Source organism: Saccharopolyspora gregorii, from assembly GCF_024734405.1.
In the GTDB taxonomy this organism is placed as follows: Bacteria; Actinomycetota; Actinomycetes; order Mycobacteriales; family Pseudonocardiaceae; genus Saccharopolyspora_C; species Saccharopolyspora_C gregorii.
On sequence record NZ_CP059556.1, the window covers coordinates 5,741,531 to 5,764,792 of the forward strand.

19 protein-coding genes, 1 tRNA gene, 1 pseudogene and 1 riboswitch are annotated in these 23,262 nt (G+C 73.2%); of the genes and pseudogenes, 7 read left to right on the forward strand and 14 right to left on the reverse strand.

What is annotated here, in order from left to right; all coding sequences use genetic code 11:
• Nucleotides 1-40: 40 nt before the first annotated feature.
• A riboswitch (SAM riboswitch) is annotated at nt 41-130 on the reverse strand.
• 202 nt (nt 131-332) lie between these two features.
• From rsmA to rsmI, 6 genes and pseudogenes are all read right to left on the reverse strand, one after another.
• Nucleotides 333-1,208 carry a 16S rRNA (adenine(1518)-N(6)/adenine(1519)-N(6))-dimethyltransferase RsmA gene (rsmA, locus tag H1226_RS25145; RefSeq protein ID WP_258343370.1) on the reverse strand — a complete coding sequence of 292 codons (876 nt, stop codon included), beginning with the start codon at nt 1,206-1,208 and terminating at the stop codon, nt 333-335.
• 161 nt (nt 1,209-1,369) lie between these two features.
• A complete protein-coding gene (locus H1226_RS25150) occupies nt 1,370-2,926 on the reverse strand; it encodes a transglycosylase family protein (RefSeq protein WP_373689987.1) in 1,557 nt (518 codons plus the stop codon).
• A 716-nt stretch (nt 2,927-3,642) separates the two neighbouring features.
• Nucleotides 3,643-3,903: pseudogene (locus H1226_RS25155) on the reverse strand (transglycosylase family protein); the annotation flags it as partial.
• A gap of 299 nt (nt 3,904-4,202) precedes the next feature.
• Entirely contained in the window at nt 4,203-5,015 is an 813-nt protein-coding gene (locus H1226_RS25160) for a TatD family hydrolase (protein ID WP_258349500.1), read from the reverse strand.
• 101 nt (nt 5,016-5,116) lie between these two features.
• Nucleotides 5,117-6,133, reverse strand: coding sequence for a DUF4185 domain-containing protein (locus tag H1226_RS25165; RefSeq protein WP_258343374.1), 1,017 nt, complete (start codon nt 6,131-6,133; stop codon nt 5,117-5,119).
• A 192-nt stretch (nt 6,134-6,325) separates the two neighbouring features.
• The gene (rsmI, locus tag H1226_RS25170) at nt 6,326-7,171 is read right to left on the reverse strand and encodes a 16S rRNA (cytidine(1402)-2'-O)-methyltransferase (protein ID WP_224960200.1); all 846 of its coding nucleotides are present in this window, start codon (nt 7,169-7,171) and stop codon (nt 6,326-6,328) included.
• Between the two features lie 68 nt (nt 7,172-7,239).
• Here rsmI and H1226_RS25175 point away from each other — a divergent pair, with 68 nt between their 5' ends.
• Nucleotides 7,240-8,769 (forward strand): dolichyl-phosphate-mannose--protein mannosyltransferase, encoded by a 1,530-nt coding sequence (locus H1226_RS25175; protein WP_258349501.1) that lies wholly within the window; start codon nt 7,240-7,242, stop codon nt 8,767-8,769.
• Nucleotides 8,770-8,820: 51 nt separating this feature from the next.
• Here the strand turns inward: H1226_RS25175 and lat are convergent, their stop codons facing one another.
• Nucleotides 8,821-10,173: an L-lysine 6-transaminase gene (lat, locus tag H1226_RS25180; RefSeq protein ID WP_258343376.1), complete on the reverse strand. Its 1,353-nt coding sequence runs from the start codon at nt 10,171-10,173 to the stop codon at nt 8,821-8,823.
• 141 nt (nt 10,174-10,314) lie between these two features.
• Nucleotides 10,315-10,806 (reverse strand): MarR family winged helix-turn-helix transcriptional regulator, encoded by a 492-nt coding sequence (locus H1226_RS25185; protein WP_258343377.1) that lies wholly within the window; start codon nt 10,804-10,806, stop codon nt 10,315-10,317.
• Nucleotides 10,807-10,851: 45 nt separating this feature from the next.
• Between H1226_RS25185 and H1226_RS25190 the strand changes: the two genes are divergently transcribed.
• Nucleotides 10,852-12,432, forward strand: a complete 1,581-nt coding sequence (locus H1226_RS25190) for an FUSC family protein (RefSeq protein WP_258343378.1) — start codon at nt 10,852-10,854, stop codon at nt 12,430-12,432.
• Here H1226_RS25190 and H1226_RS25195 read toward each other — a convergent pair whose 3' ends face one another.
• A complete protein-coding gene (locus H1226_RS25195) occupies nt 12,433-13,569 on the reverse strand; it encodes a PucR family transcriptional regulator (RefSeq protein WP_258343380.1) in 1,137 nt (378 codons plus the stop codon).
• A 281-nt stretch (nt 13,570-13,850) separates the two neighbouring features.
• On the opposite strand from H1226_RS25195, the gene H1226_RS25200 reads away from it, so the two are divergent.
• Nucleotides 13,851-15,554, forward strand: a complete 1,704-nt coding sequence (locus H1226_RS25200; protein WP_258349502.1) for an FAD-binding dehydrogenase — start codon at nt 13,851-13,853, stop codon at nt 15,552-15,554.
• A gap of 62 nt (nt 15,555-15,616) precedes the next feature.
• Complete coding sequence (locus tag H1226_RS25205; protein WP_258343382.1) at nt 15,617-16,741, forward strand: cysteine desulfurase family protein; 1,125 nt, start codon at nt 15,617-15,619, stop codon at nt 16,739-16,741.
• A gap of 301 nt (nt 16,742-17,042) precedes the next feature.
• Here H1226_RS25205 and H1226_RS25210 read toward each other — a convergent pair.
• From H1226_RS25210 to H1226_RS25230, 5 genes are all read right to left on the reverse strand, one after another.
• Nucleotides 17,043-17,115, reverse strand: a tRNA-Ala gene (locus tag H1226_RS25210).
• Nucleotides 17,116-17,191: 76 nt separating this feature from the next.
• Nucleotides 17,192-17,797 (reverse strand): divisome protein SepX/GlpR, encoded by a 606-nt coding sequence (sepX, locus tag H1226_RS25215; protein ID WP_309148765.1) that lies wholly within the window; start codon nt 17,795-17,797, stop codon nt 17,192-17,194.
• Between the two features lie 485 nt (nt 17,798-18,282).
• Complete coding sequence (locus H1226_RS25220) at nt 18,283-18,945, reverse strand: GNAT family N-acetyltransferase (protein ID WP_258349503.1); 663 nt, start codon at nt 18,943-18,945, stop codon at nt 18,283-18,285.
• Between the two features lie 8 nt (nt 18,946-18,953).
• Nucleotides 18,954-20,177, reverse strand: a complete 1,224-nt coding sequence (gene glp, locus H1226_RS25225) for a molybdotransferase-like divisome protein Glp (protein ID WP_224960215.1) — start codon at nt 20,175-20,177, stop codon at nt 18,954-18,956.
• Between the two features lie 41 nt (nt 20,178-20,218).
• A complete protein-coding gene (locus tag H1226_RS25230) occupies nt 20,219-21,127 on the reverse strand; it encodes a UTP--glucose-1-phosphate uridylyltransferase (protein ID WP_224960217.1) in 909 nt (302 codons plus the stop codon).
• 37 nt (nt 21,128-21,164) lie between these two features.
• Between H1226_RS25230 and H1226_RS25235 the strand changes: the two genes are divergently transcribed.
• The 3 genes from H1226_RS25235 to cpaB all read left to right on the forward strand — a co-directional run bounded on the left by H1226_RS25235 (nt 21,165) and on the right by cpaB (nt 23,215).
• Nucleotides 21,165-21,782, forward strand: a complete 618-nt coding sequence (locus H1226_RS25235; protein WP_258343392.1) for a 5-formyltetrahydrofolate cyclo-ligase — start codon at nt 21,165-21,167, stop codon at nt 21,780-21,782.
• Between the two features lie 101 nt (nt 21,783-21,883).
• Nucleotides 21,884-22,225, forward strand: coding sequence for an FmdB family zinc ribbon protein (locus tag H1226_RS25240; protein ID WP_258343394.1), 342 nt, complete (start codon nt 21,884-21,886; stop codon nt 22,223-22,225).
• A gap of 201 nt (nt 22,226-22,426) precedes the next feature.
• Entirely contained in the window at nt 22,427-23,215 is a 789-nt protein-coding gene (gene cpaB, locus H1226_RS25245; protein WP_258343396.1) for a Flp pilus assembly protein CpaB, read from the forward strand.
• The last annotated feature ends 47 nt before the right edge of the window (nt 23,216-23,262 follow it).

Consider the following 23,262-nt stretch of genomic DNA (forward strand, 5'->3'; position numbering starts at 1 on the left):
GGGCGCACGTTCACCTGCGAGCAGAGTTTCAGACACCACAACTCCATCGACCCTGGCGTTAGCACCTGCTCCGGTGGAGTGGTTGCTGCGGCGTCGTGGAGCCAGGTCTCTCAGCCGCTCGGGATGGATTTCCCGCATAGTAGAACGCAGCGGTGTCGACGGGCGCAAGCCAAAAGCCGTCACTATGTGGAATCGTTTGACAAATCACATCCCCCTGTTGAGCAGGGGGCATGGCCCGCCGTGAATATTCCGGTGACCTTATGTGATCAACACTACGGTTTTCCCTCCGGACGGACCAACGAAGTCCCGAAGGGAGGCGACGCAGCGGAACGTCAGCTCGCCGGTTCTCCGGCGGCCTCGGCCACCCGGGCGAAATCGGCCACGGTGAGCTGCTCGCCCCGCGCCGCCGGATCCACCCCCGCCGCCCGCAGCACCTCTTCGGCGCGCGCCGCCGACCCGGCCCAGCCCGACAGCGCCGCCCGCAGCGTCTTGCGCCGCTGCGCGAACGCCGCGTCCACCGCCGCGAACACCTGCGTCCGCGGCGCCGCCGACGGCGGATCGACCCGGGAGAACGCCACCAGCCCGGAATCGACGTTCGGCACCGGCCAGAACACGTTGCGCGGCACCGGCCCGGCGCGCCGGACGTCGGCGTACCACGCGGCCTTCACGCTCGGCACCCCGTAGGTGCGACCACCCGGTTTCGCGGCCAGCCGGTCGGCGACCTCGGACTGCACCATCACCAGCCCGGTGCGCAGCGACGGCAGCTCCGCCAGCAGGTGCAGCACCACCGGCACCGCCACGTTGTACGGCAGGTTCGCCACCAGCGCGGTCGGCCGCGGCTCGGCGAAGTCGGCGGCCCGCACCCGCAGCGCGTCGGCGGGCAGCACCCGCAACCGGTCGCACAGCTCGGGGGCGAACTCGGCGGCGGTGCGCGGCAACCGCTCGGCGAGCACCGGATCGATCTCCACGGCCACCACCCCGGCGGCTTCCGGCAGCAACGCCAAGGTCAGCGAGCCCAGCCCGGGCCCGACCTCCAGCACCACGTCCTCGGCGGTGAGCTCGGCCGCGCCGACGATGCGGCGCACCGTGTTCGAGTCGTGCACGAAGTTCTGGCCCAGCCGTTTCGTCGGCCGGATCCCGAGTTCCCCCGCCAGCCGGCGAACATCGGCCGGCCCGAGCAACCGCGCCTGGTTCGCGTGCTGTTCCACGAGGTCAAAGCTACCCGCGCCCGCTTCCCGCACCGCGCCCGCCCTCCCCCGCGCTGATCAGGACCGCACCGAGCAGGCCCGGGAACGCGAACGACCGGTCACCGGCACGAGGCCGATGACCGGTCGAAGAACGCGGGAGCCGGGAACCGTCCCGGCGCGGCTCAGCTCAGGCCGAGCTTCGAGGAGCAGCCCGGCCAGGCGCCGTAGCTGCCGCCGCGGGCGTCGCGCACCTTCGTGGCGACCGAGATCTGCTGCTCCCGGCTGGCCTGGTGCGGGTAGGCCGCGTACTGGTCGCCGCCGTAGGCGTCCCAGGTGCTCTTATCGAACTGGAGACCGCCGTAGTAGCCGTTGCCGGTGTTGATCGCCCAGTTGCCGCCGGCCTCGCACTGCACCAGCTTGTCCCAGACGGCGCTGTTCGGCGGCTGCTTGGTGCCGACGCGGACGACCTTCTCGGTCGGCTCCTTGGTGATCTTCTCGCCGACCGCTTCGCGACCGGTCTCCTCGCCGTTGCGGGTGCTCACCCGGGTGAAGACGATCTTCTCGCCGGGCGTGCCCGGGTTCTCGACCTTCTCCTCGCCCTTGAGCATGGAGTCGTCTTCGATCTCCTTGACCGGCGGCTCGATCGGCACCGTCACGTTGATCACGGTGCTGCCGGTGCGGTCGATCTGCACCGTGGCACCGCTGGTGATCTTCTGGTCGCCGCCGGGGGTGATGTGGTCTTCCGGCCCGAGCTGGAGGTTCTGCTCCTGCACCAGCTCGTCGACGGTCACCGCGGTGGTCGTCAGCTGCCGGGGCTCGCCCGCGCCGTCGGTGATCGTGATGTCCTTGGCGGTCTTGACCACCAGGTCCATGCCCTGCTCGGGCACCGCCGTGCTGCGCGCGCTGGAGACCCAGGCGCCGTCGTCGGCGACGCCGAGCTGGCGCAGCGCCTGGCCGACGGTCACCGACCGGACCCACTCCTCGCGCTGCTCGCCGTCCACCGTCATCTTCAGCAGGCGGCCGCGGTCGAGGGTGATCGTGTCGTTGTGCCCGACCTTGGACTGCGGGGAGGGGCTCAGCGCGTCGTGCTCGCCGATGCTGATGCCCTCGTCCTCGAGGACTTCGCCGACGGTCGACTCGTAGGTGTTGACCTGGCGTTCCTTGCCGTCGATCTCGACGGTGACGGACTTGTCCATCGCGGCGGCGGCACCGCCGGAGCCGGTCAGGGTGAGGATGACCGCGGCGACCGCGCCCTTGAGGAAGCGCTGCTTCCACGAGGTGATCGCTTCGACGACCTCCGGGGAGGGCTGCGCCTGCGGTTCACCGAGCTCGTCGGGCAGGACCAGCGGCGGCATGACCACGGTCTCTGCGTTGATGAGCCGGATGAGCTCGTCGACGTCGATGTCGGCAGTCGCGAGCATCTCGTCGGCCTGCGGGCCGAGCGCTTCGAGCACGTCGTCCGGCGTGATCTCCAGCGCGCCGGGCGGGAAGCTCGGGTGGTCCTGCGCCGGGTACCGGTCGCTGATGGGGGCGAAGGGCTGCTCGGCGGTGATCTCCGCATCGCTCTCGCGATCGAGCAGGCCGACCGCGGTCTGCTGCTGCGGGCTCACGGGGCTGAACCAGTCCGTCGAGGGCTCGAATGAATCGGCCCAGTAGCCGTGGTCTCGGCCTGCACCACCCAGCTGTTCATCACTGCTGGTGGAGCTGGCGTGGGCACCGGGGATGCCGCGTCCGTTCACAGGGTCGCTACCTCTCGAAAGCGAGAAGCCGTCCGCGCGCGGGTGACCAAGGGGAGTTCGCCGAGCATGTCCGGTTCGAACTCCTTCACCTGCCGCTGCGCGACTTCGTGCTTCGTTTCCGTATCCGACTCCCGTAGCCAAGCGCCGTCTTCAGCCGATACCTGATGCGAACCGGTCTCGTTCCCAGCTCGATCGGTGGCACCGACTTCCCCGACGTACCCGGCGGCGACTAGCGGGCGTTCCCGTGACTTCGTTGTCATCGGTTACGAGGCCGAGACTCTAGCGTGATCCTGCGGGCCCGCCAAGGGGCCGCCCGCCGGTGTGACCTGGGTTACGCCGATTTGCCGCGCAACCGTGCACCGTCGGTGATCGGGTCGGGTGATCGACCGCGAACCGCTGCCAGTTTTCCCACCACCGCGGCGGTTTCGCCGCCCCGTGCCGAGATCGACCGGTTCGTCCCCAGTGGACGGATTGATCGTCCCTGGTGAGCGGATCACCGGCGCTCCCGATCACCGGCTCCGGCTCGGACGCCGGGACGGCGGGTGGGGGGCGGGCGACGGGAGAGAGCGGTCATCTCCCGCCGCCCGCGCCGGCGGCGGCAACGACCGTCCGGACGCGGTGGGTGATGAGGAACCTCACTTCCTCACACTCCCGGGCGATCTCCGGCGGTCGAGCCGTTCAGCGGCGGTTCGGGGCGCCGTTCGGAGCAGGACCGCTCAACGCGGGAGCCCGAGCTTGCGGGCGCACGCCGGCCAGGCCCCGTAGCCGCCGCGGTCGTCGCGCAGCGCGCTCGCCACCGAGATCTGCTGCTCGCGCGAGGCGCGGTGCGGGTAGCGGGCGAAGCCCTCGCCGCCGTAGGCCGCCCACGTGCTGCGGTCGAACTGGAGCCCGCCGTAGTAGCCGTTCCCGCTGTTGGTGGCCCAGTTCCCGCCGGATTCGCACTGCGCCAGCCGGTCCCACACCTGCCCGGTGCGGGGTTCTCCGGCGTCACCGCTGCGCTCGGGGGCGGGTGCCGCGGTCGCGAGCGGCGCGCCGCACAGCGTGATCGCGGCGGCGATTCCGATCCTGGTGATGCCACGGATGCGCATACAGGTCCTGACTGCCGTGCCTCCGGGCAGCGGTCCCGGCGCCTGCCGCGGACCCGTCGGGTCCACTGTGGCCGATCGCCGAGCGGGGCCGCCCCCGGCTTCCGCAGGGGACGCTAGGTCGCCGGGTCGCGGTCGCAAGTCAGTGCGCGCGCCCGGCACGACGGCAGGGCACGCTCAGTCAGCGCAGGTCAGCCGCGCCCTACCTGATCGAGGCGGAAGATCCGCTCTGCCGTGGCGGTGGTGGCCACGGCGAGTTCCGCGAGATCGGCTCCGCGCAGCTCCGCGAGCTCTCGAAGGGTGTAATTGACGCAGTAGGGCTCGTTGGGGCGCCCGCGGAACGGGTGCGGGGTGAGGAACGGCGCGTCGGTCTCCACCAGCATCTGCTCCACCGGCACCAGCCGGGCCGCCTCGCGCAGGCCGGCCGCGTTGGCGTTGCGGAAGGTCGCGGTGCCCGCGAACGAGAGCACGTAGCCGCGGTCCACGCAGGCGCGGGCGAATTCCGCGTCCCCGGAGAAGCAGTGGAAGACCACCGCCTCCGGCGACCCCTCCTCGGTCAGGATGCGCAGGATGTCCTCGTGCGCCTCCCGGTCGTGGATCATCAACGGCTTGCCGGTGCGCTTGGCCAGGTCGATGTGCCAGCGGAACGCCTCGTGCTGCGAGTCCGGCGAGGAGAAGTCCCAGTAGTAGTCCAGCCCGGTCTCGCCGATCGCCACGACCCGCGGCTGCTCGGCCAGCTCCGCCAGCACCTCCCGGGCGGCATCGGTGAGGTCCTCGGCCCTGGTCGGGTGCAGCGCCACCGCGGCGAACACGCGGTCGTCCCAGGTGGCGGCCTCGGCGGCCCAGCGCGCGGCCTCGAGGTCGTCGGCGACGGTGATCACCCGGGTGATCCCGGCGGCCTCGGCGCGGTCGACCAGGGTGCGCACGTCCTCGGCGGTCTTCGCGCCGCACGCGTCGAGGTGGGTGTGCGCGTCCACCGCGGGCGCGGGCAGCGCCTCCGGCATTGGCGGCCGTTCCTTCTTGTCCTTCTTGCTCACCGTCAAACCCCTCGGTCGGTCGTGCCACCGGCGAGCCTACGGTCCGCGCGGAGCCCGACCGGACGGGGTCATTCCAGGTCGGCGCGCAGGAAGGACACGTTGTACGGCCGCCACTGCGTCATCGTGAAGTACACCGCGGGCCGGTCCGCCGCCCACGGGTGCTGGAAGCCGCCGTAGAGCGCGGGGAACCGGGATCCGGCGGCCAGCACCCGTCCCGCCGACCACGGTCCGGTGAGCCGGTCGGCGGTACGCAGCACGATCGCGGCCCGCCGCTCGTCCAGGTGCACCGCGAACCACTGGCCGAAGTGGGTGTTGAACTGCACGGACAGCTCCGCGACCGGGGCGGCGAGCACCGGCAGCGCCTCCCGCTCGTCCGCGGTCCAGCCGCGCGCCGTCCAGTACTCGTAGGCCGCCGGGTCCAGCAGGTCGTCCGGGCCGACCCGGGCGAGGTGCCCGGCGCCGAACCGGCCGCTCGGCGTGCCCAGCAGGTGCACCCGCCCGTCCACGACGCCCGCGAACGCGAGCTGCTGGAACGGGTGGCCGCCCTGGTCGCGGCGGCGGAACCGGCGCAGGAACGGCTGCCGGTCGTTGCGCCACACCGCCGACTCCGACTTCGTCCAGCTGCGGCCGCCGTCGTCGGAGTACGCCAGCGCCCCGTAGTTCGTGTGCCACGAACCAGGAACTCCCCAGCGCCGCACCGACATGTAGTGCAGGTGGTTCCGCCCGCCGACGGCGATGCCCGCGGTGGGGATCACGGTGTGCTCGCGGACGCCGGTGCGGTCGCCGGGCAGGAACTGGGCCGCGCCACCGTCCTCCCGGCGCACCACCCAGTCCAGGTCGAGCCCCGAGTCGAGGTCGGTGCCGGTGCTGCGGGCGAGCACGTTGCACCGCCAGTCCGCGTGCTTCGGCCCGGCGCCGCTACCGCCCCAGCGCTCGCCGTAGGTGTCGCCGAACGCGGCCAGCACCCCGCCGCGCCCGTCGTCCCACAAGATCCCGAGGTCGGTCGCGACCACGCCCGATCCGGCGTTGCGCGACTCCGCACCGGTGATCGCCGCCAGCCGAGCAGTACCGGTCACCCGCACCATGCGCGCACGGTAGCCCCGCACCCCACCGCACCGCCCGGCTTCGACCTCGCCCAGCAGGTCCGGGCCGCTGCGCAGCGACCACCCGGGCGACGGCCACCGTTCCCCCGCGCGGAGCCACCGGTGACCGCGGTCCCGCAGCGGGGATCCCGCCGACGCCACCCGGCCGGCGGCGGAGGGGCGGGCTCGCTCAGCTCACTGCCGGGCGGCGAGCACCGCGGTGTACAGCTCGTTCTTGCGGGCGCCGCTGAGCTCGGCGACCTCGGCGACGGCGTCCTTGAGCCGCATGCCCTCGGCGGCCCGCTCCTCGACCTGCGGCACCAGGTCGGCCGGGTCCTGCGAGACCGGGGCCGCGCCGCCGATCACCACGGTGATCTCGCCGCGCACCTCGGCGCCCGCCCATTCGGCGAGCGAACCCAGGTCGCCGCGGCGCACCTCCTCGTAGGTCTTGGTCAGCTCGCGGCACACCACCGCCGCCCGGTCCGGGCCGAGCACCGCGACCGCGTCCGCCAAGGTGTCCGCGAGCCGCCGCGGCGACTCGAAGAACACGCAGGTCCGCTGCTCGGCGAGCAGCCGCCCGAACCAGCGGCGCCGCTCCCCCGGCTTGCGCGGCGGGAAGCCCTCGAAGCAGAACCGGTCCGACGGCAGCCCGGACACGGCCAGCGCCGTCGTCACCGCCGACGGCCCCGGCAGGCAGGTCACCGGCAGTCCCTCGGCCGCGCACGCCGACACCAACCGGTACCCGGGGTCGGACACGCTCGGCATCCCGGCGTCGGTCACCAGCAGCACGTCCTGGCCGTCCCGCAGCGATTCCAGCAGCCGCGGGGTGCGCGCCGCCTCCACGTCCTCGTAGTAGCTGACGATCTTCCCGGCCGGGTTCACCCCCAGCGACGTCGCCAGCGTGCGCACCCGGCGGGTGTCCTCCGCGGCGATGATCGTCGCCGAGCCGAGCGCATCGACCAACCGGGCGGACGCGTCGCGGGCATCACCGAGCGGGGTCGCGGCGAGCACCAACGTGCCCGATCCGGATTCGAGGTCCATGAGCCCAACCCTACGATTCACGTGTGAGCGTGCTCGTGCCGAACTCCACCGGCGGCCAGGCCGAGAACATGGTCGAACCCGGTCAGACCCCGCCCGCGGCCGAACCCGGTTCTCGGGACGCCCGGGCGCTGCTCGCACCGAGGATGCCGTCCGACCGGCTGCGCAGCTGGATCGTGACGCTGGTGATCGGGTTGATCGCCGGGGTCGTGCGGATCTGGGACCTGGGCCGGGCCACCGACGACGGGACGCCGGTCTTCGACGAGAAGTACTACGCGATCCAGGCGTGGCAGATGCTGCGCAACGGCGGCTACGAGGACAACCCCGGCTACGAGGTCGTCGCGCACCCGCCGGTCGGCAAGCAGCTCATCGCGATCGGCGAATGGGTGTTCGGGTACGGCCCGTGGAGCTGGCGCATCTCGGCGGCGCTGGCGGGCACGATCATGGTGGTGCTGCTGGTGCGCATCGCCCGCAGGCTCACCCGTTCCACGCTGCTGGGCGCGCTCGCCGGGATCCTGCTGATCTGCGACGGGGTCAGCCACGTGCAGTCGCGGGTCGGGATGCTCGACATCTTCCAGGCGCTGTTCGTGCTCGCCGCGTTCGCGCTGCTGCTGGTGGACCGCGACCGGATGCGGGAGCGGCTGTCGCTGGTCGTCGCCGAAGGGCGCATCGGCGACAGCCGGTGGGGACCGCGGCTGGGCTTCCGGTGGTGGCGGTTCGCCGCGGGCGTCTCGCTGGGGCTGACCTGCGGGGTGAAGTGGAACGGCATCTACTACATCATGGCGTTCGGCCTGCTCAGCGTGCTGTGGGACGCGTGGGCGCGGCGGACCGCGGGGGTGGAGCGGCCGTGGGTGGGCGCGCTGGTGCGGGACACGGTGCCCGCGCTGGGCTCGCTGCTGGTGCTGCCGCTGGCGGTGTACTTCGCGACCTGGGCGAACTGGTTCGCCAGCGAGACCGCCACCGACCGGAACGCGGCGATCACCGCCTCCGACGTGGGGATGGGCTTCCTGCCGGACCCGCTGCGCTCGCTGCTGTACTACCAGCTCAACGTGCTGGACTTCCACACCCACCTGACCACCGGGAACCACCCGCACCCGTGGGAGTCGAAGCCGTGGGCGTGGCCGATGGGCATGCGGCCGATGCTCTACTACTACGAGTCGGGGCTGCCCGGCTGCGGCGGGTCGAACTGCGTGCAGGCGACGATGCTGCTGGGCACGCCCGCGATGTGGTGGCTCTCGCTGCCGGTGGCGGCCTGGGCGGTGTGGCGGGCGGCGAGCCGGCTGGACTGGCGCTACACCGCGGTGCTGGTGGGCTACGCCGCCGGGTACCTGCCGTGGTTCATCAACCTGGACCGGCAGATGTACTACTTCTACGCGACGCCGATGGCGCCGTTCCTGGTGCTGGGGATCGTGCTGGTGCTGGGCGAGGTGCTCGGCGCGGCGCGGGAGCACACCGAGCGGCGGAAGACGGGGCTGCTGCTGGTGGCGCTGTACGTCGGCCTGGTGGTGGCGAACTTCGCCTGGTTGTGGCCGATCCTGAACGGGGAGCCGATCACGCAGGAGCACTGGCAGGCCGAGCTGTGGCTGCCGTCCTGGCGCTGACCGCGCCGCGGCGGACGTCCCGCCCGGTCGCCGGGCGGGACGTCCGGCCGGTCAGCCGAGTTCGGCGAGGGTGCTGCGCAGGGCGGCCACGGCCTCGCTGATCTCCTCCGGGGTGACCGACAGCGCCGGGCGGAACCGCAGCGCGTCCGGGCCGGACGGCAGGAACAGCGTGCGGTGCCGGTCGCGGGCCGCCGCGATCGCCGCGTCCCGCAGCGCCGGGTCGCGGAAGCTCACCGCGCACATCAGGCCGCGCCCCCGCGCGGAGCCGATCAGCTGCGGGAACTCGGCGGCGAGCGCGCCCAGCTCGCCCAGCAGCAGCTCGCCCATCCGGCGGGCGTTCTCGAACAGCCCGTCCCGCTCGGCGACCTCCAGGATCTTGGTGGCCCGGACCATGTCCACCAGCGATCCGCCCCAGGTGGAGCTGATCCGGCTGGGCTCGCGGAAGGCGTTGTCGGCGATGTCGAGCACCCGGCGCCCGCCCAGCACGCCGCACACCTGCATCCGCTTGCCGAACGCCACCAGGTCCGGTTCCAGGCCGAGCTCCTGGTGCGCCCAGACCGAGCCGGTCAGCCCGCCGGTCTGCACCTCGTCGGCGACGGTGAGCACGTCGTGCGCGCGGCACAGCTCCTGCACCGCGGTGAGGAAGCGGGGCCGCAGGTGCCGGTCGCCGCCTTCGCCCTGGATCGGCTCGTAGACGAAGCAGGCGACCTCGTGGCCGTGCCGGCGCAGCGCGGCCTCCGCGGCCTCCAGCGCGGTCCGCTCCTCCGGCAGCAGTTCCGGCTCGTCCCAGCGCGGCCCGGGTTCGACGGCGGGGCTGGGGATGCGCGGCCAGTCGAACATCGGGTAGTCGCGGATCTTCACCGGGTCGGTGTTGGTGAGCGACAGGGTGTACCCGCTGCGGCCGTGGAACGCCCGCTCCAGGTGCAGCACGCGGCTGCCGCGGACGGCGATGCCGCGGCTCGCGTTGTGCTTGGTCTTCCAGTCGAAGGCGACCTTGAGCGCGTTCTCGACCGCGAGCGTGCCGCCGTCGATGAGGAACAGCAGCGGCAGTTCCGGCACGCCGGCGACGCGGCGGAACGTCGCGGCGAAGCGGGCCTGCTCGACGGTGGCGAAGTCGGGGTTGGCGGGCTTGACCCGCGCGGTCCGCAGCAATGCCGCCTCGAACTCCGGGTCCCGCAGGTCGGGGTGCCCGTGGCCGAGCGGCGCGGAGCTGAAGAACATGGTCATGTCGAGGTATTCGGTGCCGTCGCGCAGGTCGCGCAGGCGGCAGCCGTGCCCGGAGTCGAGGTCGACCACGATGTCGAGCAGGTCCCCGGTGACCTGCGCGCGCAGCGCCGGAACCACCTGGTCGGCGTCGGTCGTCGTGGTGGGCTGGTCGAGAACGGCTTCCTGCTGTGCGGTCATGTCAGCCTCCTCGTGCGTCGTGCGGCCGCTGTAGCGCCCGTCACTAGTCACGAAAATTATGACCATGACCCCGGACAGATCACAATAATATGTTGATATCCGACCCCTTGACGAAAGATTTTCTTTCGCTCGCGGCGGTGTTCACCCCTCGACCGCGTGCAGCAGGTCCGCGAGCCCGCCCGCCAGCGATTCCCGCTGCCGCGCGGTCAGCCCGGACAGCAGCGCCTGCTCGGCGGCCATGACCTGCGGGAACACCTCGTCGATCAGCTCCTCGCCCGCGGCGGTGATCCGCACCCGGGCGCTGCGCCGGTCCCGCTGGTCGGTGGTGCGCTCCAGCAGGCCGCGCTCGGTGAGCTCGCGGAGCCGCTTGGTGGTGGCCGCACCGGAGGCGACGGTGATCTCGTTGAGCCGCCCCGGCGTCACCGCCACCCCGCCGCGGCGCAGCGCGCACAGCAGGTCGAACTCGGCCCGGTTGAGCCCCGCCTCGGCGATCGTCACGTCCAGCCGCCTGCGCAGCACCGCCGCCGCGCGCAGCACCCGGCCGATCACGTCGATGCTGGTGGTGTCGACGTCCGGGCGCAGGTCAGCCCACTGCGACCGGGCCGCGTCGATGAGATCCGGTGTCCGCTTCATCGCCCCATCGTTTCACTAGTAAACTACTTTTCCTACACTGGTGTTATGCCCGGAACCGTGCTCACCCGCAACCTGCCCGACGCGTACCGGTTCCGGTTGCACGGTCCGTTCCTCTGGCCCGCCGCCCGCACGCTGCTGGCGATGGCCGTCCCGTTGGTCCTGCTGCTGCTCACCGACCGCCTCGACCTGCTGCCCGCCGCCGTGTTCGGGGCGCTGAGCAGCGTCTACGGCCGTGCCGAGCCCTACTACCGGCACGCCAGGACGCTCGGTGCGGTGGCGGTGGGCATGGTGCTCGCCGTCGCCGCCGGCGAGCTGATCGCGGTGTACGCGGGTGGTACCCCGGCGCACGAGGTGGTGGCGCTGGCGGCCACCGCGTTCGTCGGAGCCGCGGCCACCGTGATCTGCGCGGCCGTCAAGGTCGGGCCGCCCGGCGGATTGATCTTCGCATTCGCCGCGGGGGCGTGCGCGCACCTGCCGCTGACCACCGCCGACCTCGGCCCGCACCTCGCCGTCGCCGCGCTGTGCGCCGCGTTCGCCTGGACGGTGAACGTCGCGGGCGCCGCCGTCATCGGCCTCACCCCGCAGCGCCGGGCCGCCGCCACCGCGCTGAACGCCACCGCCACCGCGCTCGCCGCGCGCACCGACCTGACCGCGCGGCACCAGGCCGCGGTGGCCGTCGACGCCGCGTGGAACGGCCTCGCGCTCGTCGGCGAACGGCACCGGGACACCGCCGAACACCGCGACCTGGTGCGCGCGGTGCACGCCTGCGAACTGCTGCTGACCCCCGGCGCGCCCGAGATCACCCCCGCCGAGCTGCGGGCCGCCGCGGTCGCCGCGGCGGCGGGCGAGCCGCTGCCCGAACTGCACCCGGCGGGCGGCGGCGCGCTCGCCCCGCTGCCCGCCTCCCGCTGGCCGGTCATTCGCGACGTGCTGCGCGCCGCCCTCCGGCCCCGCCGCGGCGGGTCCTGGCTGCTGCCGCACGGCCTCCGCGTGTTCACCGCCGCGCTGCTGGCCGGGACGATCGCCGACCTGCTCGGCTTCGGCCACGCCTACTGGGCGGCCGTGTCCGCGGTGTCGGTGCTGCAGGCCACCAGCACCGCCACCTCCGTCCCGCGGATGCTGCAACGCGTCACCGGCACCGTGTTCGGCGTGCTCGTCGGCGCCGCGGTGCTCGGCGCGCAGCCGACGGTGTGGGTGCTGCTGGTCGTGCTCGTGCTGCTGCAGTGGGGCGCCGAGATGACGGTGACGATCAACTACGGGCTCGGGCTGCTGTTCGCGACCCCGGTCGCGCTGCTGGTCAGCGCGCTCGGCACCCCCGCCGACCCGGGCGCGCTGGCCGCGAACCGGTTCTGGACGACGCTGCTCGGCGCCGCGGTCGCCGTCGCCGCCGCCTGGTCGCTGCCCAACCGCGCCTGGCTGTCCCGGGTGCACACCGCGCTGGCGCGGGTGCGGGCGCTCAGCACCGCCGAACCCGTGCACCCGCCGGCGCTGCGCGGCGCCCTCGTCGAGCTGCACGAGGCCTACGAGCAGGCGGCGGGCGAGATCCGGCCCGCCCTGCTGCCCACGGAAGCGCTGCTCACCACCTCGCGCGCGGCCTACGCCCGGCTGGACGCCCGCCGCGCCTGATCACCGCCCGAGCCAGGTGCGCAACGCCCACCAGGTGCCTGCGGTGTCCACCACGTGCGACCGGTCCGCCCGCGGCACGTCGTGCACCCCGGTCCCGGTGAGCTCCGCCAACCGCTCCAACCGGTAGCGCACCGTGTTCACGTGCACGTGCAGGGCGTCCGCCGCCGCCCGCACCCGCCTGCCGTGGTCCAGGTAGCACAGCGCCGTCCCCGCCAGCTCCCGGTGGAACGCGTTGCCCGGGTCGAGCGCGCCCAGCAGCTCCCCGGCCACGGTCGCCGCCAGCTCCGGCTGCGCGGCCAGCGCCGCCTCCACCGCCAGGTCCGCCACCATCCGCACGCCCCGATCACCGGAGGCGGCAGCCACGCCGAGCGCCCGCACGCACGCCGGGTACGCCCGGCCCACCTCCGCCAGCGGCAGCGCCGGGGAGCACACGAACAGCGCCTCCTCCCCCGGCAGCGGCGACAACCGCCGTGCCAGGCCCGCCAGGCGGCCCTCCACCAGGCCGAACACCCCGTCCAAGCTGCGCTCCACGCCCCTGGCCAGCACCGGATCGGTGATCTCGGTGACCACGCAGTGGTAGCGCTCCGCCCGGCTCAACCCGGCGCGCTCCAGCTCCGCACGCCCCGGCAGGTCCCCGGACGCGAACAGCGCCCCCAGCACCCGCGCGTGCAGGTCCCACACCGTGCGGGACAGGTCCAGCTCGGCCGCGCGATAACCGCCGACGATGTCCCGCTCGGCGGTGGCGACGTAGTGGTCGACGACCACCACCAGCTCCAGGATCACCGCATCGGCCACGCCCATCCCGCGCGCCAGCTCCACACCGGCCCGGACCAGCTCGGTGCGACCGGCGTGCACCCCGCGCAGCAGCGAGGCGATCGGCACCCCCTGCAGCGCGCGGTCCGCGCCCAGCGCGCGGGCCACCGACACCCCGGCCGCGTCCTGCGTCCCGCCCCGTTCCAGGTGCGCGGTGCCGTCGGCCAGCAAGGTCGCGACGTGCCTGCGGTTCTCCTCCTCCGGCAGCCGCGCCACGTCCGGTGAGCCGCGCCGGGCCGCCGCGGCGACCCGCGCCACGACCTCCTCGTCGGCGGCCAGCGCGGTCATCACCCGCAGCGCGATCGCGGTCATCCGCTCGTCCATGAGTCCTTCGAGACGTCGTCGTGCTCGTTGTGCCGGGGTACAACGCGGCCGCCCGGGGTTGGACGGCGACCTCTACCGGCGCCGGGCGGGCATCTGGTTCGCTCTCGACTACTGGAAAGTAACAAAGTTCCCGGCCGGTTCGAGAAGATCACCACCCGTTCGCCGACCTCGATGTGGAGGACTCGCCGATGAGTTCGTCAGCAGACCGCGGAATCCCCCGCCGCGACGTCCTGGCCGCGGGAAGCGCGCTGGCCGCGGGCGGCGCCCTGGCCGGCATCGCGATGTCCCCCGGAAGCGCGGGCGCGGCACCCGGCGCCGACGCCGACGCCATCGTCGTCGGAGCGGGCCTCGCCGGGCTCGTCGCCACCGCCGAGCTGGTCGCCGCCGGGCGCCGCGTGCTGCTCGTCGACCAGGAACCGGAGGCGAGCCTCGGCGGCCAGGCGTTCTGGTCCCTCGGCGGGTTGCTGTTCATCGATTCCCCCGAGCAGCGGGCGGCGGGCATCAAGGACTCCCTCGAACTCGCCCGCGCCGACTGGTTCTCCACCGCCGGATTCGACCGCGGCGTCGACGACCCGGCGGGCGAGGACCACTGGGCGGCGCGCTGGGCCGAGGCCTACCTGCAGTTCGCCAACGGGGAGAAGCGGTCCTGGTTGTCCGGGCTCGGCGTCTCCTGGGTGCCGGTCGTCGGCTGGGCGGAACGCGGCGGGCAGCTCGCCGACGGCCCCGGCAACTCGGTGCCGCGGTTCCACCTCACCCTCGGCACCGGCCCCGGCGTGGTGGAACCGTTCGAGAAGCTGGTGCGGGACGCGGCGGCCGACGGCAGGGTCACCTTCCGGTTCCGGCACCGGGTCGACGAGCTCAGCACCACCGGTGGCGCCGTGGACGGCGTGCGCGGCGGCGTGCTCGAACCCAGCGACGCCCCGCGCGGCACGCCCAGCTCCCGCACCGAGATCGGGAAGTTCGAGCTGCGCGCGCCCATCGTGATCGTCACCTCCGGTGGTATCGGCGCCGACCACGACCTGATCCGCGCCAACTGGCCGTCCTGGCTCGGCACCCCGCCCGCGCGCATGATCACCGGGGTGCCCGCGCACGTGGACGGCCGGATGCTCGGCATCTCGGAGGCCGCGGGAGCCCGGCTGGTCAACCGCGACCGGATGTGGCACTACACCGAAGGCATGATCAACCACAGCCCGATCTGGCCTGGGCACGGCATCCGCGTCCTCGCCGCCCCGTCCTCGCTGTGGTTCGACGCGAACGGCCGCCGCTTCCCGAACCCCGGCGTGCCCAGCTACGACACCCTCGGCACCCTCGAACTGATCCAGCGCAGCGGGCACGACCACTCCTGGTTCGTGCTCAACAAGCGGATCATCGACAAGGAGTTCGTGCTGTCCGGGTCCGAGCAGAACCCGGAGCTCACCCGCAAGGACCTCGCCGCCTACCTGGCGAGCCGCCTGTTCCACGACACCCCGCCGCCGGTGAAGGCGTTCCTGGACGACGGCGAGGACTTCGTCGTCGCCGACGACCTCGACGAGCTGGTCGCCGGCATGAACCGGCTCGCCGGGGCGGATCTGATCGACGCGGCCGAGCTGCGCGCGCAGGTCGAGCTGCGGGACGGGCAGGTCGACAACCCGTTCACCAAGGACCTGCAGATCATGGGCGTCCGGAACTCCCTGGCCTACGTCGGCGACAGCCTGGTGCGCACCACCCCGCTGCACAAGATCCTGGACCCGGCGGCGGGACCGCTGATCGCGATCCGGATGAACATCCTCACCCGCAAGACCCTCGGCGGGTTGCAGACCGACCTGTCCGGCCGCGTGCTCGGCACCTCCGGCGAACCGGTCCCCGGGCTGTACGCGGCGGGCGAGGTCTCCGGGTTCGGCGGCGGTGGCGTGCACGGCTACCGGGCGCTGGAGGGCACGTTCCTCGGCGGCTGCCTGTTCTCCGGCAGGCAAGCCGGGCGCGCCGCGGCGGCCGAGAGCGCCTGACCCGCGGACTGCGGACCCGGGCGCCACGGCGAAGGATCGTGGCGCGAGCACCGGGAGGGCGGATGACCGACGACGCGATCTACCTGGACCACAACGCCACGACGCCGATCGCGCGCGAGGTCGCCGAGGCGATGTGGCCGCACCTCACCGAGGTGTTCGGCAACCCGTCCAGCACGACCGCGCAGGGCCAGCGGGCGCGCAAGGCCGTCGAGCACGCGCGCGAGCAGCTCGCCGCCCTCCTCGGTGCGCACCCCGACGAGATCGTCTTCACCTCCGGCGGCACCGAGGCGAACAACCTCGCGATCCGGGGCGCGGCCGCCCTGGCCCGCACCGAGGTCGCGGTGACCTCCGCCGTCGAGCACCCGGCCACGACCGCACCGCTGGCCCACCTGCGCCGCCGCCGCGGCTGGCGGGTGGACCAGCTGCCGGTGGACGCGCGGGCGCGCATCGCACTGGACCGGATGCCACCCGGCGAGGTCGGACTGGGCACGCTGGTCCTGGCGCACAACGAGACCGGCACCGTCCAGCCGGTGCGCGGCTTCGCCGAGGAGATCCGCTCCCGAGGTGGGCTGGCGCACGCCGACGCGGCCCAAGCCGTCGGCAAGATCCCGGTGTCCGTCGACGAGCTCGGCGTGGACCTGCTCAGCGTCGCGGGGCACAAGTTCTGCGCCCCGAAGGGCGTCGGCGCGCTCTACCTGCGCCGCGGCACCTCGATCGCCCCGGTGCTGCTGGGCGCCGGGCAGGAAGGCGGGATCCGGCCGGGCACCGAGAACGTGCCGGGGATCGTCGCGCTGGGCGCCGCCGCCGAACTCGCCGGAACGCTGCTGGACGCGGAACGGGTGCGGCAGACCCGGCTGCGAGAGCGGTTGTGGGACCGGCTCGCCGCGCGACTGCCCGGCCTGCTGCGGATCAGCCCGCGCGAGGAGGCGCTGCCGAACACCCTGCTGGTCGTCGTGCCCGATCGGATCGGCGCCGAGGTGCTCGCCGGTGCCCCCGAGGTCGCGGCCTCGACGGGCAGCGCCTGCCACGCGGGCACCCGCACGCCGTCGGCCGCGCTGCTCGCGACCGGGCTGGACGCGGACCTCGCCCTGGGCGCCCTGCGCCTGTCGCTGGGCCGCAGCACCACCCGAGCCCAGGTAGACCGAGCAGCCGACGCCCTGGCCCGCTCAGCCAACGCCCGCTCTTGAGAACTATCCACAGTGGACGAATCTCACCATCGCCCCGCACGACGAGGAAGCCAGGAAGACGCGCAGCGTCGACCCGCCCCGATTCCACGGCGAACAGCCAAGTAGCCACGCACGAACGAAAAAGAGCCTGGAAGACGCGCCAGCGTCGACCAGGCCCCGATCAATGCGAGCAGGCCGGGAACCCCACCCCACCGCAACGAACCACCTCACCCACCACCGCACCGTGGGGGCCTACGGGGGCTCGGCCCCCGTACAAACGAAAAAAGCCCGGAAGACGCAATGCGTCGACCGGGCTCTTCCGTGGAGCTGAGGGGAATCGAACCCCTGACCTTCTCGATGCGAACGAGACGCGCTACCAACTGCGCTACAGCCCCTTGCCTGAGTGCTGTTGTAGCTTAGCAGGGCCCCAACAGCACTCCGCACACCCCCCTCCAGAAGGGGGCGCGGAACCTATTCGCCCACCGCACGGCGGTACGGCTGCCAGGTCCGCTCGTCGAGCTCGTCGAACATCGGGTCCTCGTCGTCGATCTCCACGACGACCGCTCCGGTGTTGCGCGGAGCCGGACCGCGGGGCGCCTCGAACTCGTCCCGCTCGTCGTACTCGTCGAGCGCGGGCTCGCCGTACTCCAGCTCGTCGTCCTCGTCCTCGTCCTCCCGCAGCGCGGACATCCGCGCGAGCCTGCGCTCCCGGATGTCCTGCTCGATGCGGACCTGGCGGCGCAGGTAGGTGAGGTAGCCGACGATGGCGAGGTCCACGACCGCGTGCAGCCACCAGGCCGCGGTCCACGCGAGCGCCGCGACCAGCGCGGTGGCGATCGCGGTGAGCACCATCGCAATGGTGATCCGCTGCCTGCGGGCGTACTTGGTGCGGGCCGCGAGCGCCGCGGCCTCCGGGTCGTAGCCACCTCGGCCGGGCCGGTAGCGGCGTCCGGCGCGGACGTCGTCGCTGTGCACGCGGCGCCGCTGGTCCTCGTCCTGCACGTCGACGCCGTCGACCTCGTCGTACTCGTCGATCTCGTCGCGGTCGTCGTCCTCGTGCCGGTCGGTGTCGGCCATGCCGTACGCCTCCTGCGCCCTATCCGTTCCGCCGGTCACGGACCGATCGCTTCCCCTGCGAACCACGCGCGCCGCCAGTGCCGAGTCCGTCGTCTTGGACACTTCCTGCCGGCGACGGGCGAACATCGGGACCAGAACCACCAACCACGCCGCCGCAAGCGCCGCGAAGATCAAAGAACTGGGCACGCCTCGCCACCTCCCCCTGGCTGCCTGCCGCACACTGCTGCGACCGCCACGCTAGCCACTTCTGTCACATCTGTCTCTGAGGCACGCCGTTCCGATTTCGTTTCGTCCTGAAGGCAGAAAAACGCACGGGCGGCATCGGGGAAGGGACGCGATGCCCCGGCGTGTCGGCCTCCACGCGCCTGGGAACCGCGGAAATACACTCGGACGAGGGACGGGTCGTCGAGGCGCGGTGACGGAGGTCTCGGCCCCGGTGAGCACCGCTCCCGGCCGCTAGGTGCGGCGAAGATCTCCCGATCGGGTCAGGCGTACCGGGCTCGTCCGCTGCGGACCAGCGCGGCCGCGACCCCCTCCGGCCGGTCCTCGACGGTGAGCCCGTAGACGTAGTGGTCCCGCCACGCGCCCTCGACGTCGAGGTAGCGCTCGAACAGCCCCTCGCGTCGGAACCCGGCCTTCTCCAGCACCCGCACGCTCGGCGAGTTCTCCGGCCGGACCGTCGCCTCCAGCCGGTGCAGCCCCGCCGGACCGAAGCAGTGGTCCACCGCCAGCGCCACCGCCGCGGTCGCGATCCCGCCCCCGGACACGTCCTCCGCGACCCAGTAGCCGATCCACGCCGAGCGCAGCGCGCCGCGCACCACGTTGCCGACCGTCAGCTGCCCGGCGAACCGGCCGTCCACCGAGATCGCGAACGGGAGCGCCTGCCCGCGCCGCGCCAGGCCGCGCAACGCGCTCCACTGCGCGGGCCAGGCCAGCACCGCGTTGCGGTCCCGCCAGTCGCCGACCGTCGTCGGCTCCCAGCGCTGGAGGTACACCCGGTCCCGCAACCGCAGCCCGCTCCACGCCGTGGCGTCCCGCAGCCGGGGCGGACGCAGCTCGACCGCGCCCGCGGGCACCAGCAGCGGCCCCGGTCGCGCCGGCCAGCCGGGGTGGCGGGACGGGAAGAGCGGCTCGGCCTCCTCGGACATCGAGCGGGTCACGCCCGCTGGGACAGGAACCGGACCTGGACGTCCTCGCCGGTGCCGACCTCGGTGACGTCCTCGTCGACCAGGATCAGGCAGTTCGCCTCGGCCAACGACGCCAGCAGGTGCGAGCCGGAGGTCCCCAGCGGCTGGACCAGGTAGGAGTCGGTCTCCGGGTCGCGCAGCAGCTGCCCCCGCAGGAAGCCGCGGCGGCCCGCGGTCGAGGTCACCGGCGAGAGCAGGTTCGCCGTCACGGTCCGGCGGTGCGGGTTGCCGCGGCCCAGCGCGGAGCGGATCAGCGGCCGCACGAGCACCTCGAAGACCACCAGCGCGCTCACCGCGTTGCCGGGCAGCAGGAAGGTCGGCACCTCGTCCGGCCCGAGCCGGCCGAAGGCCTGCATGGAACCCGGCTGCATCGCGACCCGCGTCGCGTCGAGCTCGCCCAGGTCACCCAGCGCCGAGCGCACCTCGCCGCCGAGCGCCCCGCCGACCCCGCCGGAGATCACCACGATCTCGGAGAGCAGCAACCGGCCCTCCACGACCTCGCGCAACCGCTTGGGCTCGGTGCTCACGATGCCCACCCGGGTGACCTCCGCACCGGCGTCGCGGGCGGCGGCGGCCAGCGCGTAGGAGTTCACGTCGTAGACCTGCCCCTGCCCCGGGCTGCGGTCCACGTCGACCAGCTCGTCGCCCAGCGACAGCACAGAGACGCGCGGCCGCGGGTGCACCAGCACCTTGTCCCTGCCGACCGCCGCGAGCAGCCCCACCTGCGCGGACCCGATCGCCGAGCCGCGGCGCACCGCGAGGTCGCCGGTCTGCACGTCCTCGCCCGCGCGCCGCACGAACGCCGCCGAGGGCACGCCCTGGCGGACGGTGACCTTCGCCGGGTGCTCGTCGGTGCGGTCCAGCGGCACCACGGCGTCGGCCAGCGTGGGCAGCGGAGCGCCCGCCGTGACCCGCACCGCCTGACCGGGTTGCAGCCGGCGGGGCTGCCGGGAACCGGAGGTGATCTCGCCGACCACCGGCAGCACCGGCGTCCCGTCCCCGGCGTCCTGCACGTCGACGCTGCGCACGGCGTAACCGTCCACCGCGGCCTGGTCGAATCCGGGAAGTGCCTGACCGGCCACGATCTCCTCGGCGCACAGCAGTCCCTGCGCTTCGGAGATCGCCACCCGCACCGGCGCGGGCCGCACCGCGGCGGTGAGGACACGCGCGAGCTGTTCGTCCACTGACCTCATGGCACTCGACCTCTTCCAGGTGGAGCCGAGGCCGCTCGCCGTCAGCTCCTGTTCAGCCGTTCACCGAGCCAGTCCCGCAGACCAGGCCCGTACTCGGGGTCGTCCAGGGCGAAGTCCACCGCAGCTTTGAGGAAACCGCCAGGATTTCCCAAGTCGTGTCGCTTGCCGCGGTGCACCACCACGTGCACCGGGTGACCCTCCGAGATCAGCAACGCTACGGCATCGGTGAGTTGCAGCTCACCTCCGGCACCGGGTTCGATCCGCTTGAGCGCGTCGAAGACCGCCCGGTCGAGGAGGTACCGGCCGGCGGCGGCGAGGCTGGAGGGGGCGTCCGCCGGCGCGGGCTTCTCCACCATGCCGCGGACCTGCTTGACGTCGTCCTCGTCGGTGTCGGCGACGTCGAAGACGCCGTACGAGGAGACCTCGTCGTCGGGCACGTCGAAGGCGCAGAGCACGCTGCCGCCGTGGCGGGCACGGGTCTCGGCCATCTTGGCGAGGACGCCGCGGGGCAGCACCAGGTCGTCGGGCAGCAGCACGGCGACGGCGTCGTCGGCGTCGGTGAGGTTCTGCTCGGCGCAGCTCACCGCGTGCCCGAGGCCGAGTGCCTCCTCCTGCAGCGCGGTCTCGGCGGCGATCAGCTCGGGGGCCCGCCGCACCTTGGCGAGCTGGGCGTCCTTGCCGCGCTCGCGGAGCGTGCCCTCCAGTTCGGGCGCCGGCTGGAAGTAGTCGGTGACGGCCTTCTTGTCCGGGGAGGTCACGATCACGAGGCGTTCGGCGCCCGCTTCGGCGGCCTCGGTCGCCACCAGTTCGATCCCCGGGGTGTCCACGACGGGCAGCAGTTCCTTGGGCACGGCCTTGGTGGTCGGCAGGAACCGGGTCCCCAGGCCCGCGGCGGGCACGATGGCGGTGCGGAACGCAGCGTTCGCGGGGTTGCTGGCAGCGCTGTTCATGACTTGGGAGCCTATCGGTCGCGCCTATGGTGGAGCTGTGACCTCGCTGGGAGAACTACGGCAATCCAAGTCGGAATGGCGCCGCGTCCTGGAAGAACGCAGGAGGACCATCGACGAGACCACTCGATCAGCGGAGGCCGGGTCACTTCGTTCGGCGGTGCTGGGCTGGGCCGAGCGGTGCAGCCCGCGGGTGGTCGCGGCGTACGTCCCGGTGCGCGGCGAACCCGGGTCCACGGCGTTGCTGGACGCGCTGCGGGCGGCGAGCTGCCGGGTGCTGCTGCCGGTGGTGGTCGGCGCGGCGCCGCTGGACTGGGCGGACTACACCGGGGCGGATTCCCTGGACCGGGCTCGCTACGGGCTGCTGGAGCCGAACGGTCCGCGGCTGGGGGCGGCGGAGCTCGGGGCGGCCGACGCGGTGCTGGTGCCCGCGCTGGCGGTGGACGAGCGCGGGGTCCGGCTGGGCCGGGGAGCCGGGCACTACGACCGGTCGCTGCCGCTGGCGGATCCGGCCGCGCGGCTGATCGCGGTGGTGCGGGACGCCGAGTTCGTGGCGGAGCTGCCCGGCGAGGAGCACGACGTCCGGATGCACGCGGTGATCACGCCTGGTCGCGGGCTCGTCGCAGTCGGTGGCGGTGGCGGCGGGCACGCGGTGTGACCTAAGCGTGTTTGCGCTGGGCACCTCAGATGGCGCATCATCGTGTTGGCACTCTGTCCATTCGAGTGCCAATACCATGAAAAGCCCGGAGGTTGACGGCCGTGCCCACCTACCAGTACGCCTGCACCGAATGCGACCACCGATTCGAGGCGGTGCAGTCCTTCAGCGAAGACTCGCTGACCGAGTGCCCGCAGTGCACCGGTCGGCTCCGGAAGCTGTTCAACGCGGTGGGCATCGTGTTCAAGGGCAGCGGGTTCTACCGCACGGACAACCGGCCGAACTCCGGCTCGTCCTCGACGTCCACCTCGTCCTCGTCGTCCGGGGACTCCGGGTCCGGTTCGTCGAGCTCGTCCTCGGACTCGTCGTCGAGCTCCTCGTCGTCCTCCGCTTCCTCGTCGTCCTCCTCGTCGAGTTCCTCCTCGACCACCGCCGCGGCTTCCTGATCCGTTCCGCGCCGGTTCCCGAGATCGCCGATCGCTGTCGCGGTCGGCGATTTTTTCTGCGTTGACCACGGGTTCTCCCCCTTCCGGGGCGGGGTTGTCCACAGGTCGGCGATCCATCCACAGATTCCGAACTCGACCCTGTCCGCGCTGCCCGCGCTCTCCTAACGTCGATCTCAGGCGATGGCGGGCGAGGAGGGGACCATGAGCGGTGGGCGCGGAGGCTCCGGAACCACGGGGCCGCGGGAGAACGGCGGAACGGGCAGGGGCGAATCCGGTGCTCATGGCCGGCGCGGCGGGAACACGCGCCGCTCCCGGGCGCGCGGACGGCGGCGCACCGGCCGGGACCTCGGGCCGACCGCGCGGGAGCGGTTGGCCGCGCTGCTGCCGCGAGCTCCGGTGGCGCGCGGCTCCGGCCTGCTGCTCGCCCGCCGGATCGCGGCCGTCGCGCTGTTCGTGCTGGCCGGTGCGCTCGCACTGCTGCCCGCCACCGGCAGGCAGGTGCGGGTGGTGGTGGCGGCGCACGACCTCGCTCCCGGCAGGCCGCTCGACGCCGCGGACCTCCGGCACCGCGACCTGCCCGCCGACCTGGTGCCGTCCGGGGCGCTGCGCGATCCGGCCGCCGCGGTGGGCCGGGCGCCCGGCGGCGCGGTGCGGGACGGCGAACCGCTCACCGACGTCCGGCTGGCCACCGCACCGGAACGACCACCGGAGGCCGCGGCCGCACCCGGGCAGGTCGCGGTGCCGGTGCGGCTCGCGGATCCCGGGGTCGGCGACCTGCTGCACCCCGGGGCCCGAGTGGACCTGGTCACACCCCAGGAACGATCCGGTCCCGGAACGGTGCTCGCCGAGCGGGTACCGGTGCTGGCGGTGCACCCCACCGGAAGCGGCGCGGACCAGGGACGACTCCTGGTCGTGGGCGTTCCGGAGCAGCGCGCTGCGGCGGTGGCCGGAGCGTCGTTGATCCATTCGGTGACCGTTACGCTCCGCTGAGCAGCCGCCGGGACGCGCTCCCGCGGCTCCCCCCTCCCGTCCGGGAC

Bases quoted from the DNA above. Each gene is read 5' to 3' on its own strand.
- H1226_RS25195 (WP_258343380.1), bottom strand. From the start codon at position 13,569: ATGGACGAGCGGATGACCGCGATCGCGCTGCGGGTGATGACCGCGCTG.
- H1226_RS25200 (WP_258349502.1), top strand. From the start codon at position 13,851: ATGTCCCCCGGAAGCGCGGGCGCGGCACCCGGCGCCGACGCCGACGCC.
- H1226_RS25185 (WP_258343377.1), bottom strand. From the start codon at position 10,806: ATGAAGCGGACACCGGATCTCATCGACGCGGCCCGGTCGCAGTGGGCT.
- H1226_RS25190 (WP_258343378.1), top strand. From the start codon at position 10,852: ATGCCCGGAACCGTGCTCACCCGCAACCTGCCCGACGCGTACCGGTTC.
- H1226_RS25165 (WP_258343374.1), bottom strand. From the start codon at position 6,133: ATGGTGCGGGTGACCGGTACTGCTCGGCTGGCGGCGATCACCGGTGCG.
- H1226_RS25205 (WP_258343382.1), top strand. From the start codon at position 15,617: ATGACCGACGACGCGATCTACCTGGACCACAACGCCACGACGCCGATC.
- rsmI (WP_224960200.1), bottom strand. From the start codon at position 7,171: ATGGACCTCGAATCCGGATCGGGCACGTTGGTGCTCGCCGCGACCCCG.
- H1226_RS25160 (WP_258349500.1), bottom strand. From the start codon at position 5,015: ATGCCGGAGGCGCTGCCCGCGCCCGCGGTGGACGCGCACACCCACCTC.
- glp (WP_224960215.1), bottom strand. From the start codon at position 20,177: ATGAGGTCAGTGGACGAACAGCTCGCGCGTGTCCTCACCGCCGCGGTG.
- cpaB (WP_258343396.1), top strand. From the start codon at position 22,427: ATGAGCGGTGGGCGCGGAGGCTCCGGAACCACGGGGCCGCGGGAGAAC.
- lat (WP_258343376.1), bottom strand. From the start codon at position 10,173: ATGACCGCACAGCAGGAAGCCGTTCTCGACCAGCCCACCACGACGACC.
- H1226_RS25220 (WP_258349503.1), bottom strand. From the start codon at position 18,945: ATGTCCGAGGAGGCCGAGCCGCTCTTCCCGTCCCGCCACCCCGGCTGG.
- H1226_RS25175 (WP_258349501.1), top strand. From the start codon at position 7,240: ATGGTCGAACCCGGTCAGACCCCGCCCGCGGCCGAACCCGGTTCTCGG.
- sepX (WP_309148765.1), bottom strand. From the start codon at position 17,797: ATGGCCGACACCGACCGGCACGAGGACGACGACCGCGACGAGATCGAC.
- H1226_RS25230 (WP_224960217.1), bottom strand. From the start codon at position 21,127: ATGAACAGCGCTGCCAGCAACCCCGCGAACGCTGCGTTCCGCACCGCC.